The organism is Pseudomonas sp. JBR1 (assembly GCF_028198185.1).
GTDB lineage: Bacteria > Pseudomonadota > Gammaproteobacteria > Pseudomonadales > Pseudomonadaceae > Chryseomonas > Chryseomonas oryzihabitans_E.
On the sequence record NZ_CP116340.1, the window covers coordinates 1,035,844 to 1,048,953 of the forward strand.

Consider the following 13,110-nt stretch of genomic DNA (forward strand, 5'->3'; position numbering starts at 1 on the left):
TGCGCCGATGGTCCTCGGCGCAGCGCCCAACCAAGAGCCTGCCCCCAATCTCGCGCGCTAGAGTCAGACAAAGCCTAGGCGGCCCCGCGAAAACACCTGAAAAGCGGACCGGACCTGCGCCACGGTTACCACTGGCAAGTGAGCACTCCGACCGGGCTGACGACCCAGGCCTTTCCGACGCAGTCTGGCCGACCCGCAACAGGATAAAAGCAGGCTACAAGGCGACCGCATGGTTTTTCGCTCTCTCTTCTGGCGCATCTTCGCCACCTTCTGGCTGGCCATCCTGTCCGCGGTGGGCCTGACCATGCTGCTCGGCCACCTGGCCGATCAGGACTCCTGGATCCTCGCGCAGCATCCCGGCTTGCGCGACCTGCCCGAACAGTGGGTACAACGCTATGAAAACGAAGGCCCCGCCGCCGCCCAAGGATTGCTCGAACAGCGCAAAGGCCGCTACGGCATCGATGTGCTGGTGCTGGGCGAGAACGGCTCGCCCCTGGTGCGCGGCACCCTGCCACCGCGCATCTTCGACCAGGATCTTGACCAGCCGCAGCGTCAGCAGCGCCCCGGCCCCGGCGCCCGTGATCCAAACCGTCCGTTGCCCTGGCGACGGCTGACCGACGAATACACCAGTTCCAGTGGCCAGAACTACCTGTTCATCTATCACCTGCCCACGCCCGAGCTAGGCGCCTGGCGCCGTCAGAGTCTGTTCTGGCCGGTCGGCATGCTGGCCATCGCCACCGTGGTGTTGACCCTCTTCAGCCTGCTGCTGACCCTGAGCCTGACCCGGCCGCTCAATCACCTGCGGCGCGCGGTGCACGATCTCGGCCAGACCGCCTATCAGCAGGACACCCTGGCGCGTCTTGCGCGCCGCAAGGATGAACTGGGCGTGCTGGCCGGAGATTTCAATCGCATGGGCGCCCACCTGCAGCGCCTGATCGACAGCCAGCGCCAGCTGCTGCGCGATGTGTCCCACGAATTGCGTTCACCCCTGGCACGCCTGCGCATCGCCCTGGCACTGGCCGAACGCTCCAATCCCCACGACCTGGGCAACATGTGGCCGCGCCTCACCCTGGAATGCGATCGCCTGGAAACCCTGATCGGCGAGATCCTCGCCCTCGCCCGCCAGGAAGCGGATCCGGGCCCACCCGAGCAGCTGGAACTGCACCCGCTGCTCGAAGGCCTGGTCGAGGATGCCCAGCTCAGCGCGCCTCAGCAGCGGATCGAACTGGACGTTCCCCTCGCCCTGCGCCTGGACGGTTGGCCCGATGTGCTGGAACGCGCCCTGGACAATCTGCTGCGCAATGCCTTGCGGTTCAATCCGCCGACACGGCCCATCATCATCTCCGCGGCAGTGGCGGAGGGCGAAGTGCGCATCCAGGTGCGCGACCACGGCCCCGGCGTCAGGGCCGAGGACCTACCACGCCTGGGCGAGCCCTTCTTCCGCTCGGACCAGCAGCAGGCCACTGGCTACGGCCTGGGCCTGGCCATCGCCCGGCGTGCCGTTGAGCGCCATGGTGGCGAGCTGCACCTGAGCAACCACCCGGACGGCGGCTTTCTCGCTACCGTCACCCTGCCACTCAGGCCGGTCCTGGCCAATGGCTGACCTGGGCGCTCAGATCGCGCGCCGCCGGAACTCGCGGCGCCACCTCCGGCGTGCCAAGGTAGATGTAGCCCACCAACTGCTCGTTATCGGTCAGCCCCAGGCCCTGCAGCACCCAGGCGTCGTAGCTGAATTCACCGGAGCGCCAAACCGCGCCCAAGCCCAGGGCGAAGGCCGCATTGACCAGACCGTGGGCGACGCAGCCAGCGGTGATGATCTGCTCCTGCGGGGGCACCTTGGGGTGCTCCTGGGGCGCGGCGACGACGGCGATCACCAGGGGCGCCCGCAGCGGCATGCGTCGGGCCTTGTCCAGGGCGGCAGCATCCGCCTCGGGCTCGCGGCGACGCAGGGCTTCGGCGTAGAGCTCACCGAGGGCGGCTCGATCCTCGCCAGACACCAGAATCAGCCGCCAGGGGCGCAGCAGCTTGTGGTCCGGGGCACGGTCCGCGGCGCGCAGCAGTGTCTCAAGTTGCTCGGGGGTGGGGCCCGGTTCGGTCAGGCGACCGACCGAGGCGCGGTTGCAAAGGGCTGCGAGGGCATCCATAGCGTCTCTCCTGTAAAGATGCCGCAGTGTACCCCAGGGACGACTGGTGATTTTCGATGTCACAGCAGCGGAATTGCTGACATTCTTGGCCGCCACCCAGGCGGTCAGCTAAGATCGCGACAGCTAGAAAACCCGGCCGCTTTCATCGTCGCGAACGGAGTTATCCCGACCTCTCGCCTTTTTCGAAACGGACCCGACAGATGAAGTTTGCGCTCAACCGGTTCCTCGCTGCATCCGGTGACAGCCTGGGCGTCTACTACGCTCGGGTATTCGCCTATCTGATCGCCGCCGCCAGCGTCACCGCGGGTTACTACACCCAAGCCGATGCCGTGGGCCTGTGGCTGATCCCCTATGCCCTGCTCTATCCCCATGTCGCCCAGACCCTGAGCCTGAAGCTCAGGCGCGATCGTGGCGCCCAGACCGATATCCTGCTGGCCGCCATCGATGCCATCCATGTCGGCATGGCCGCGGTGGTGTTGCGCTTCCCGCTGATGCCCACCCTGATGCTGCTGTTCATGCTGGGCTACACCAGCATGTTGCGAGGCGGTCCGCGCCTGCTCGGTCTCTGCCTGCTGTTCGCCACCAGTGCCGCGGCGCTGGGCAGTGCCACCTTCTTCCAGGGCGTCGACCTCACCAGTCCGCTGCTGGTGGCCGTCACCAGCGTGGTGGGCACCATGCTGCACCTCTGGGGGACCGGTTACTTCCTGCATCGGCAGCGCAAGCGTCTCATACAGATCAACGACGACCTCAAGCGCGAGCAGGAGAAGTCCGCGATCCTCGCGCACAACCTGGCGAAATACCTTTCCCCTCAGGTGTGGGAGTCCATTTTCACCGGCAAGCAGCACATCGCCCTGGGCACCCAGCGCAAGAAGATCACGGTGTTCTTCTCCGACATCAAGGGCTTCACCGAGCTGTCCGAAGAACTCGAGGCCGAAGCCCTCACCGACATGCTCAACAACTACCTCAACGAAATGTCGAAGATCGCCGTGAAATACGGCGGGACCATCGACAAGTTCGTTGGCGACTGCGTCATGGTGTTCTTTGGCGACGCCAACAGCCAGGGCGCCAAGAAGGACGCCGTGGCCGCGGTCTCCATGGCCATCGCCATGCGCAAGCACATGAAGGTGCTGCGCCAGCAGTGGCGCAGCCAGGGCATCAACAAGCCCCTGGAAATCCGCATGGGCCTCAACACCGGTTATTGCACGGTCGGCAACTTCGGCTCCAGCACGCGCATGGACTACACCATCATCGGTCGCGAAGTGAACCTGGCCAGCCGCCTGGAAAACGCCGCGGACGCCGGCGAGATCCTGATCAGCCACGAGACCTACTCGCTGATCAAGGACACCATCATGTGCCGTGACAAGAGCTGGATCACCGTCAAGGGCTTCAGCAAGCCGGTACAGATCTACCAGGTGGTCGACTTCCGTCGCGACCTGGGCGCCTCGCCCAGCTATGTCGAGCACGAGCTGCCGGGCTTCTCCATGTACCTGGATACCAACAACATCCAGAACTACGACAAGGAGCGGGTCATCCAGGCGCTGCAGCTGGCGGCGGAGAAGCTCAAGGACAAGGTGATCTTCTAGAACCGCTTTCCTGCAGGCAGAAAAAAGCCCCGGATATCCGGGGCTTTTTCATGTGACCGCGGGGATCAATCCTCGCGATAACGACGCAGGCGCAGGGCCTTGCCCGCCACGCGGGTGTCCTTGAGCTTGGTCAGCAGACGCTCCAGGTTTTCCTCGGGCAGCTCCACCAGGCTGAAGGAGTCACGGATCTGGATGCGGCCGATGGCCTCGCGATCCATGCCGCCTTCATTGATGATGGCACCCAGCAGGTTCTTGGCAGCAACGCCATCGCGCGCGCCCAGGGCGGTGCGGCAGCGGACGCGGCCTTCCGGCAGGGGCTGCATCGGACGACGCTCACCACGATCGGGACGCTCGCCGCGCTCGCCGCCACGGTCAGGGCGTTCGCCACGCTCGCTGCGCTCGCCACGGGGACGCTCGCCACGGCCGGCGCCGGGGGTCAGCGGCTGCTCACGGCGCACCGACTCCAGGTCCAGGGCACGGCCGCTGGTCAGCTTGGCCAGCAGCGCGGCCGCCAGGGTGGAAGGATCACACTGCAGACGCTCGCACAGCTCCTGACGCAGCGCGCCGTGGGTGGCGTCGGCATCGGCCAGCAGCGAACCCACGCCATCGGCCAGACGGGAGATACGAGCTTCCAGCACGGCTTCGGCGTCGGGCAGACGGATCTCGCCAACGCGCTGACCGGTCACGCGCTCGATGACCTGCAGCATGCGACGCTCGCGCGGGGTGACCAGCAGCAGCGCGCGGCCTTCACGCCCGGCACGACCGGTACGGCCGATACGGTGCACGTAGGATTCGGGATCGTAGGGCATGTCCACGTTCAGCACGTGGGTGATGCGCGCCACGTCCAGGCCACGGGCCGCGACGTCGGTGGCGACCACGATGTCCAGCGAACCGTCCTTGAGGGATTCGATGGTCTTCTCGCGCTGGGCCTGGGGCATGTCGCCGTTCAGGGCGCTGACGCGATAGCCCTGGCGTTCCAGCAGTTCAGCCAGATCCAGGGTCGCCTGCTTGGTCCGCACGAAGGCGATCAGGGCGTCGAAGTTTTCCACTTCCAGCAGGCGCAGCACCGAGGCCGGCTTCTGGTCGGCATGGACCATCAGGTGCGCCTGCTCGATGCGGGCGACGGTCTGGGTCTTGGCCGCGATACGGACGTGTTGCGGCTCCTTGAGGTGGCGCTCGGCGATGGCACGGATCGACGGCGGCAGGGTCGCCGAGAACAGTACGGTCTGGCGGGTTTCCGGCATGGCCTCGAAGATGAATTCGAGGTCGTCCATGAAGCCCAGCTTGAGCATCTCGTCGGCCTCGTCGAGCACCAGACGCTGAACGGTGGCCAGCAGGTTGTCGTCACGGCGCAGGTGGTCGCACAGGCGGCCGGGGGTCGCGACCAGTACCTGGGCACCCATGCGCAGGGACTTCAGCTGCGGCCCCATGGGCGCGCCGCCGTAGAGGGCCACGACCTTCACGCCGGGCATCTCGGTGGAATAGGTTTCGCAGGCGGTAGCGACCTGCAGGGCCAGTTCACGGGTAGGAACCAGCACCAGAATCTGGGGTTCACGACGGGACGGGTCGAGCTGCGAGAGCAGCGGCAGAGCAAAGGCTGCGGTCTTGCCCGTACCGGTCTGCGCCTGGCCAATCATGTCGTGGCCGGCGAGGATCACCGGAATGGACTGCGACTGGATGGGCGACGGCTCTTCGTAGCCGACGGCCTTGATGGCGGCGAGGATGGCGGGATTGAGATTGAGCGCAGCGAAATTGCTGATGTCCTGGGTCATTGTCTTGCCTCGTGTGCTTCGCAAAGACCCCAAAGCCAAGAGCTGCGCTTATCCGAATGACCGAAGTCGCCCAGGCAGCCAAGGTGTGAGCTTTTTGCGAAATAGCGGATGAAAGGGGGTGAAGCGTCTAGGATTGTTCGCCGTCGGGCGAACGCACGACCGGCGTGGCCATGGTGGCGGACCGGGAGAATGCAGTTCCTGAACGGAAGGTCAAAAAGACCGGGGCGAATAATACCCGAACCCTGGACATTTCTCCAGAGAACCTTGGTCTATCTTGATGGTCAGGTTGCCGCACGCAAGTTGTCCAGGTAGGACTCCACATCGAAGCCTATCTGCAGGGTCAACTCCCTTGCGCGCCGCCGCGTCTCGTGCTGGTCCAGCTCCTGTTCCAGACTGGCCGGCACCAGCAGGATGACATTGCCTTCCACCACCGGGCACTCCCAGTAATGATGGCGGAACAGCCCGCGCAGCAACGCGGCGCCCAGGGGCTTGCCGTCGGTAGCGCTCCACTGGTTGATCATCAGCCAACCGCCCGGATTGAGCTTGGCCTGGCAGTTTTCCAGGAAGCGCCAGGCCAGGTGAGCACTGGACGGGCCGACATCGGTATAGAGATCAACAAAGATCAGGTCGGCCGGCTCTGCACTGTCGAGCAGCTCCAGGGCATCGCCGATCCGGATCTGCAGCCGCGGATCCTCGCCGAGCCCCAGGTGCTGCCGCGCCAGGCGCGGAACCGCGGGACGCAATTCCAGTGCCTCCACCGCTTCCAGCGGCAGCCACTTGAGACAGGCCTGGGTCAGGGTGCCGGCGCCTAGTCCAAGAAAGAGCGCCCGTCGCGGCTGCGGATGGCAGAGCGCGCCCAACAGCATGGCCCGGTTGTAATCGTATTCCAGCCAAGCCGGGTCCTGCGTGAAGACGCAGCTCTGTTCCACCTCCTCACCGAACTCCAGGAAGCGATAGGGCCCCACCTCGACCACCCGGATCCGTCCATGGTCATCGATGACCTCTTCCAGCAACACTTCCGTCTCGGCCATCACTGCCCTCCTCTATAGGCGCCCATGGTATCTGCGATGGGCACTGTCTATCGAGCGTTACACCCTTCATCGGTTAGTATGAAAGGCTTCATCGAACCACCGCAGAGAGAGCCATGTCCGCGCCTTGGAGCCCCACCAGCTGGAGAGGCCTGCCCATCCAGCAGCAGCCCGAATACCCCGATCACGCCCGCCTCGCCGACGTCGAGCGCACCCTCGCCGGATATCCGCCGCTGGTGTTTGCCGGCGAAGCCCGCGAACTACGCCGGCAATTCGCCGAGGTCACCCAGGGCCGGGCCTTCCTGTTGCAGGGTGGTGATTGCGCGGAAAGCTTCTTCGAATTCTCCGCCGGCAAGATTCGCGACACCTTCAAGGTGCTGCTGCAGATGGCCGTGGTCATGACCTTCGCTGCCGGTTGCCCGGTGGTCAAGGTTGGCCGCATGGCCGGGCAGTTCGCCAAGCCGCGTTCTTCGAACGATGAGGTCCAGGATGGCATCTCCCTGCCCGCCTACCGTGGCGATATCGTCAATGGCATCGACTTCACCGAAGGCAGCCGTATCCCGGATCCGCAGCGCCTGATCCAGGCCTACAACCAGTCCACCGCGACCCTCAACCTGCTACGTGCCTTCGCCCAGGGCGGTTTCGCCGACCTGCACCAGGTGCACCGCTGGAACCTGGACTTCATCGCCAATTCGGCCCTGGCCGACCGCTACCACCAGTTGGCAGATCGCATCGACGAGACCCTCGCGTTCATGCGCGCCTGTGGCCTGGACACCGCGCCCCAGGTCAAGGAAACCAATTTCTTCACTGCCCACGAGGCGCTGCTGCTCAACTACGAGGAAGCCTTCGTCCGCCGCGACAGCCTGACTGGCGACTGGTATGACTGCTCCGCGCACATGCTCTGGATCGGCGACCGCACCCGCCAGCCTGACGGTGCTCATGTCGAATTCCTGCGCGGCGTGAACAACCCCATTGGTGTCAAGGTCGGTCCCTCCACCACCAGCGAAGACCTGATCCGGCTGATCGACACCCTCAACCCCGAGAACGATCCGGGTCGTCTCAACCTGATCGTGCGCATGGGCGTGGGCAAGGTCGGCGATCACCTGCCGCGCCTGATCCAGACCGTGGAGCGCGAGGGCCGCCAGGTGCTGTGGAGTTCCGACCCCATGCACGGCAACACCATCAAGGCGTCCAGCGGTTACAAGACCCGGGATTTCGCCAGCGTGCTGGGCGAGGTCAAGGAATTCTTCGGGGTACACAAGGCCGAGGGCACCTATGCCGGCGGCATCCATATCGAGATGACCGGCCAGAACGTCACCGAGTGCATCGGTGGCGCCCGTCCGGTTACCGAGGACGCCCTTTCCGATCGCTACCACACCCACTGCGACCCGCGCCTGAACGCCGACCAGTCCCTGGAACTGGCCTTCATGATCGCCGAGACCCTCAAGGGCATTCGCCGCTGAGTCGAGGTCGGGAGGTCGCCTGCGCGGCGACCTCCTAGTGCCGCGCCAGTGCCTCCTGCAGCAGGCTGGCCGGACCATGCAGCGCTACCTCCGCCAGGCCCAGCCAGTCCGCCAGCGCACGCAACTGTCCTGCCAGGGCAGCGCGCCCCTCGTCATCCAGCCCCGCCGGCTCCAGGTGCACGGCATGCACCGCCAGCCGTGAGGCTGCTCGCTCAGCTCGCAGATCCACTCGCGCCGCCAGGCGTTCGCGATAGAGAAAGGGCAACACGTAGTAGCCATAGACCCGCTTGGGCGCAGGTGTATAGATCTCCAGCCGATAGCGGAAACCAAATAACTGCTCGGTACGTTCACGCTCCCAGACCAGGGAGTCGAAGGGCGACAGCAGCGCCGCGGCGCGTACCGGCCGCCCGGGGCTTGGGGTGTCCGCGACATAGGCGAGCTTCGCCCAGCCCTGTACCTGAATAGGCCGCAGGCCGCCCTCCTCCTGCAATTCGGCGATGCCCTGACGGGCCTCGGCCGGACTTAATCGAAAATAGTCACGCAGCTGGACCTCGGTCGCTACGCCCAGGGCTCTGGCGCTGCGCAGCAGCAGTGCCCGGCGCGCCGCCTCCGGTGTCGGCGCAGGCGCGGCAAGGGTCGCCGCCGGCAGGACCCGCTCCGGCAGGTCATAGAGCCGCTCGAAGCCCCGCCGCCCAGCCACCGTGATCTCGCCGGCGGCAAACAGCCACTCCAGCGCCAGCTTGCCCGGGCTCCAATCCCACCAGGGACCGGCCTGATCGACCCGCTTCGCCAGGCTGCCGGCGCCCAGGGCGCCGCGCTGCACCACCGCCTCCAGGGTCTGGGCCACCAGCTGCGGCTGCTCGGCCGCGAAACGCGCCAGCTGCCGATAGATGCCGATGCCCTGACGGGCCAGCTCACGGCGCCAGCGCAATTCGGCCCAGACCTCCGCAGGCACCAGGGAGGCTTCATGGGCCCAGCATTCATAGAGCTGTCGCGCCCTGCCCGGGCCCCAGGCCAGGGTGTCGAAGTCGGCAAGGTCATAGCGTCCCAGGCGACTGAACAGCGGCAGATAGTGCGAGCGGACCAGGGCATTGACCGAGTCGATCTGCAGCACGTTGAGGCGTGCAGCCTGGCGGTACAGGGCGGCCAGGCCGGCGCCACCCTTGGGCTGGCTACCGAAACCCTGGGCACGCAAGGCCAGGCGCCGGGCCTCGCGCAGGGAAAGGCTATCCATCCGAGCTCCTGCTTAAAGAGGTGATCCTCCACCCTAGCAGGATTGGCGGTCGCCCTCCTCTGCAGGCTGCTGCCAGAACGGCTTGTCAGCCTCCTGCCAGGCATCGGCGCGGCTCAGACCCAGGTCGTGCAGTGCGCCTTCATCCAGCCGATAGAGGGCCCGGCGCTGACGGGAGACCTGCACTGCCCGCTGCAGCCAGACCAGGATCCGACGCAAACGAAACCTGACGTCCGGAAACTCACGGACGCGAGTGGACGAATGCCTGTGGTGAGCAAGCTGAGCCATGGTGAATCTCCTTCTGCAAGGGTATGGCTCAAGTCTGAAAGCCCGGATAACATCAATCCAACGAATCCTTCTAATGCAACCCATTCACCTGATTGATGCCATGAATTATCCGAGCATAGAGACCGATCTGCTGCGTACCTTTGTCGCTATTGCCGATCAGGGCGGCTTCACCCGTGCGGCCGAAGTGGTCAACCGTACCCAGTCCGCGGTGAGCATGCAGATGCGCAAGCTGGAAGACGACCTGCTGCAGCGCCGGCTGTTCGAGCGAGATGGGCGCCAGGTACGGCTGACGGCGGAAGGTCAGATTCTGCTGGGCTATGCCCGGCGAATCCTCAAGTTGCACGGCGAAGTCATGACGACCCTGCGTGAGCCGCACATGGTGGGTACGGTGCGCATCGGCACGCCGGACGACTATGTCATGAGGTTCATTCCAGGGATTCTCGCAGGCTTCGCCAAGGCCTACCCGCTGGTGCAGGTGGACGTGCACTGCGAGCCCAGCGCCGGCCTACTGCAGCGCCAGGACCTGGATCTGACCATCGTTACCCGCGAGCCTGGCAACGAGATCGGGCTGCCGCTGCGCCGGGAGCGCTTCATCTGGGCCGAGGCGCCCGGCTTCGATGTCCATCAGCGTGACCCGCTGCCCCTGGCCATGTTCAATACCTCGTGCTTTCTCAGCGAATGGGCCCGGCGTGCGCTGGACACTCGTGAACGCGGCTATCGCCTGGCCTACAGCAGCCCGAGCCTGGCGGCGCTGCTGGGCATCGTCAAGGCGGGCCTGGCGGTCACCGCGCAACTGGAAAGCCTGCTGCCCAATGAGCTGCGGCGGCTGAGCGAAGCCGATGGCATGCCGGACCTGCCCGCCTGCTCCATCGAACTGCTGCGCAATCCCCGCAGCGCTTCGCCGATCATCGACACCCTCGCCGAGCACATCGCCGAAGGCTTTCGGCAATAGTCAGCGCAGCGCCAGCAGCACCGCACACAGCAGCAGGAAACCGCAGAACAGCAAGCGTAGCAGCCGCTCGGGAAGCTGGTGGGCCAGGCGCACGCCCCAGCTCACACTGAGCAGCCCACCCACCGCCAGCGGGATGCCCACGTGCCAATCCACCTCGCCGTGCCAGGCGTAGCTGGCCAGGGTGACACCCGTGGTGGGCAGCGCCATGGCCAGGGACATGCCCTGGGCCGCGACCTGGGTCATGCCCATGACGCCGGCCAGGATCGGGGTGGCGATGACCGCGCCGCCCACGCCGAACAGGCCACCGACCAGACCAGCCACCAACCCCAGCACGCCGAGGCCCAGCCGGCTGGGCGCGGTCAAGGGCGGCTGGCCGCGGCGATAGAGCTGCCAGAGGTTGTAGAGGACCAGCAGCAGCAGGAAGCCCACGAAGCCGTGACGCATCGAGCGGGCGTCCAGGGATACCGCCAGCACGGTGCCTACCAGTGCCGAGACCATGCCCGCGCCCGCCAGCAAGGCGGCGCGACGCCAGTCGATACGATTGCGCTGGTTGTACTTGTAGACCGACAGCAGCACGTTGGGCACCACCATCACCAGGGCGGTGCCCTGGGCCAGTTGCTGGTCGAGGCCGAACAGCAGGGCCAGCACCGGAATGGCGATCAACCCACCGCCGATGCCGAAGAGGCCACCCACCACGCCCAGCACCGTGCCGAGGACGACATCGATCAAAAGCTCAGGCAGCAATTCCACAGCAGCACTATCCAGGGATGAATGGATACGAAGAGGTCAGCCGGGGCGCTACGACACAGGCGCCCAGACAGCAAAAAGCCCGGCGAGCCGGGCTTTTTATCGAGACGCCTGGTTTAGACCTTGGCGCGCGACTTGTACTCGTTGGTACGGGTGTCGATCTCGATGTGATCACCGATATCGCAGAACTCGGATACCTTCAGCTCGTAGCCGTTGTTCAGGCGAGCGGTCTTCATAACCTTGCCCGAGGTATCGCCGCGAACGGCCGGCTCGGTGTAGGCGATCTGGCGCACGATGGTGGTCGGCAGCTCGATGGAGATGACGCGATCGTTGTAGAACACGGCTTCACAGACGTCGGTCATGCCGTCTTCGATGAAGGCCAGGGCTTCGCCCAGGTCGTCCTTCTCGACTTCGTACTGGTTGTAGTCGGCGTCGACGAAGACGTACAGGGGATCGGCGAAGTAGGAATAGGTCACTTCCTTGCGATCCAGGATGACCGGCTCGAGCTTGTCGTCAGCACGGAAGACGGTCTCGGTCGCGCTGCCGGAGAGCAGGCTCTTCAGCTTCATCTTGACCACTGCAGCGTTACGGCCGGACTTGTTGTAGTCAGCTTTCTGGATGACCCAGGGAGCGTTGTCGATCATGGCCACTTGGCCGGCACGGAACTCTTGTGCGGTTTTCATGCGGTTATCCGTATGGATGGAAGAACGGGATTTCGAGGCGCCATATGATAGCCAATCTGAGTGGAAATGCACCAGGCTGGCAGCAAGATCGCTGTGAGAAGCCATCCGATCGCTCCAATCACGCGCCAGCAGACGCCACGCCGCCCCTTGCGCCTCCAGAGCTGACCAGGCTGCGGCCAGGTCACCGCGGCCGTTCCAGGCCAGCCAGAAGGCGGTGACCGCCGCTGCCAGTTCAGGCGAGGCGGCCTCGGTATAGCGCCCGAGAAAGGCCTCCAGTTTGACGAAGTGCGCGTCCTCCTCCTGCGGATAGATGTGCCAGACGAAGGGATGCGCGGCCCACTGCGCGCGAACGAAGGAGTCCTCACCGCGAATGGCGTTGAAATCGCAACACCAGAGCAGTCGGTCGTAGTCCTGCTGGGAAACGAAGGGCAGTACCTGCACCCGTAACGCGCCCCGGTGATGGCTATCACCGGCCTTGAGCCAGTCCACCCCCAGCCAGGCGGCGACGTTGGCCAGTACCCGGCCCTCGGGCACCAGCAGACAGGTGGGCTGGGTTCCCGCGCTGAGGGCATCGAGCCAGTCGATCAGTGCGGGATTCTCGTAGGCGAACAGCGAGAACAGCCGCTCGCCCGCTTGACGCTGGACGCCCAGGCCGGCGAGATAGGCCGCCGCGGCCGCAGGATCGGCGACGAAGTCGTCGCGCTCGCCGAGCAGTCCGCGCTCACGCAACAGCCCGCCCACCTTGAGGGTGAAGCCGGGAAAGAAGAAATACTTGTTGAGTCCGGTGGGCTGCAGCGAAGGCAAGCCGTGGCAGCCTTCGATCCACTCCTCGGCGCTCAAGTACTCCAGATTGAGCCATAGCGGGCGCTCGGCGCGGCGCGCCATGGCCGTGATGAAACCTTCCGGCAACTGACAGGCGAAGGCTTCCACCACCACGTCACCGGATTCGGCGTCGGCCCAGTCAGGACGCCATAACCGGACCTCCACCCCCCGGTGCCATTGCTGTTCGGCGGCTCTGTCCACGCCGGGCTGGATGCGCGCCAGGGGATAGAGGTCGTCGATCCAGAGGCGGACCTGCTGGTCGTGTTCGGCCACCAACTGATGGGCCAGGCGCCAGGTGATGCCTGCGTCGCCATAGTTGTCCACCACCGTGCAGAAGATGTCCCAGGCTGCCATGCCTTACCTCTAAGTCATTGATATCGAATCGGGTTCCGCTTCA

General features: G+C 65.3%; 11 protein-coding genes and 1 pseudogene. 4 read left to right on the forward strand and 8 right to left on the reverse strand.

Going from position 1 to position 13,110, the window contains the following annotated elements; all coding sequences use genetic code 11:
• Positions 1 to 229 precede the first annotated feature (229 nt).
• Entirely contained in the window at positions 230 to 1,603 is a 1,374-nt protein-coding gene (locus tag PJ259_RS05025; protein ID WP_271654963.1) for a sensor histidine kinase, read from the forward strand.
• On the opposite strand, the gene PJ259_RS05030 is transcribed toward PJ259_RS05025, so the two are convergent.
• Positions 1,578 to 2,144 carry a nitroreductase family protein gene (locus PJ259_RS05030; RefSeq protein ID WP_271654964.1) on the reverse strand — a complete coding sequence of 189 codons (567 nt, stop codon included), beginning with the start codon at positions 2,142 to 2,144 and terminating at the stop codon, positions 1,578 to 1,580. The two genes, PJ259_RS05025 and PJ259_RS05030, sit on opposite strands and share 26 nt — an antisense overlap.
• Positions 2,145 to 2,344: 200 nt before the next feature.
• Between PJ259_RS05030 and PJ259_RS05035 the strand changes: the two genes are divergently transcribed.
• Positions 2,345 to 3,727 (forward strand): adenylate/guanylate cyclase domain-containing protein, encoded by a 1,383-nt coding sequence (locus PJ259_RS05035; protein WP_059315006.1) that lies wholly within the window; start codon positions 2,345 to 2,347, stop codon positions 3,725 to 3,727.
• Positions 3,728 to 3,792: 65 nt separating this feature from the next.
• Here the strand turns inward: PJ259_RS05035 and PJ259_RS05040 are convergent, their stop codons facing one another.
• Positions 3,793 to 5,499: a DEAD/DEAH box helicase gene (locus PJ259_RS05040; protein WP_059315007.1), complete on the reverse strand. Its 1,707-nt coding sequence runs from the start codon at positions 5,497 to 5,499 to the stop codon at positions 3,793 to 3,795.
• 281 nt (positions 5,500 to 5,780) lie between these two features.
• Complete coding sequence (locus tag PJ259_RS05045; protein WP_271654965.1) at positions 5,781 to 6,530, reverse strand: spermidine synthase; 750 nt, start codon at positions 6,528 to 6,530, stop codon at positions 5,781 to 5,783.
• A gap of 113 nt (positions 6,531 to 6,643) precedes the next feature.
• Here PJ259_RS05045 and PJ259_RS05050 point away from each other — a divergent pair, with 113 nt between their 5' ends.
• The gene (locus PJ259_RS05050; protein ID WP_271654966.1) at positions 6,644 to 7,990 is read left to right on the forward strand and encodes a class II 3-deoxy-7-phosphoheptulonate synthase; all 1,347 of its coding nucleotides are present in this window, start codon (positions 6,644 to 6,646) and stop codon (positions 7,988 to 7,990) included.
• 34 nt (positions 7,991 to 8,024) lie between these two features.
• Here the strand turns inward: PJ259_RS05050 and PJ259_RS05055 are convergent, their stop codons facing one another.
• Positions 8,025 to 9,224 (reverse strand): winged helix-turn-helix domain-containing protein, encoded by a 1,200-nt coding sequence (locus tag PJ259_RS05055; RefSeq protein ID WP_271654967.1) that lies wholly within the window; start codon positions 9,222 to 9,224, stop codon positions 8,025 to 8,027.
• Between the two features lie 33 nt (positions 9,225 to 9,257).
• Positions 9,258 to 9,509, reverse strand: coding sequence for a DUF1127 domain-containing protein (locus PJ259_RS05060; RefSeq protein ID WP_271654968.1), 252 nt, complete (start codon positions 9,507 to 9,509; stop codon positions 9,258 to 9,260).
• Between the two features lie 100 nt (positions 9,510 to 9,609).
• Between PJ259_RS05060 and PJ259_RS05065 the strand changes: the two genes are divergently transcribed.
• Positions 9,610 to 10,461, forward strand: coding sequence for a LysR substrate-binding domain-containing protein (locus PJ259_RS05065; protein ID WP_271655830.1), 852 nt, complete (start codon positions 9,610 to 9,612; stop codon positions 10,459 to 10,461).
• On the opposite strand, the gene PJ259_RS05070 is transcribed toward PJ259_RS05065, so the two are convergent.
• From PJ259_RS05070 to earP, 3 genes and pseudogenes are all read right to left on the reverse strand, one after another.
• A complete protein-coding gene (locus PJ259_RS05070) occupies positions 10,462 to 11,202 on the reverse strand; it encodes a sulfite exporter TauE/SafE family protein (protein ID WP_271655831.1) in 741 nt (246 codons plus the stop codon). It abuts the gene before it with no gap.
• A 122-nt stretch (positions 11,203 to 11,324) separates the two neighbouring features.
• Complete coding sequence (gene efp / locus PJ259_RS05075) at positions 11,325 to 11,891, reverse strand: elongation factor P (RefSeq protein ID WP_167348583.1); 567 nt, start codon at positions 11,889 to 11,891, stop codon at positions 11,325 to 11,327.
• A gap of 48 nt (positions 11,892 to 11,939) precedes the next feature.
• Positions 11,940 to 13,067, reverse strand: a pseudogene (gene earP / locus PJ259_RS05080) (elongation factor P maturation arginine rhamnosyltransferase EarP); the annotation flags it as partial.
• Positions 13,068 to 13,110 lie beyond the last annotated feature (43 nt).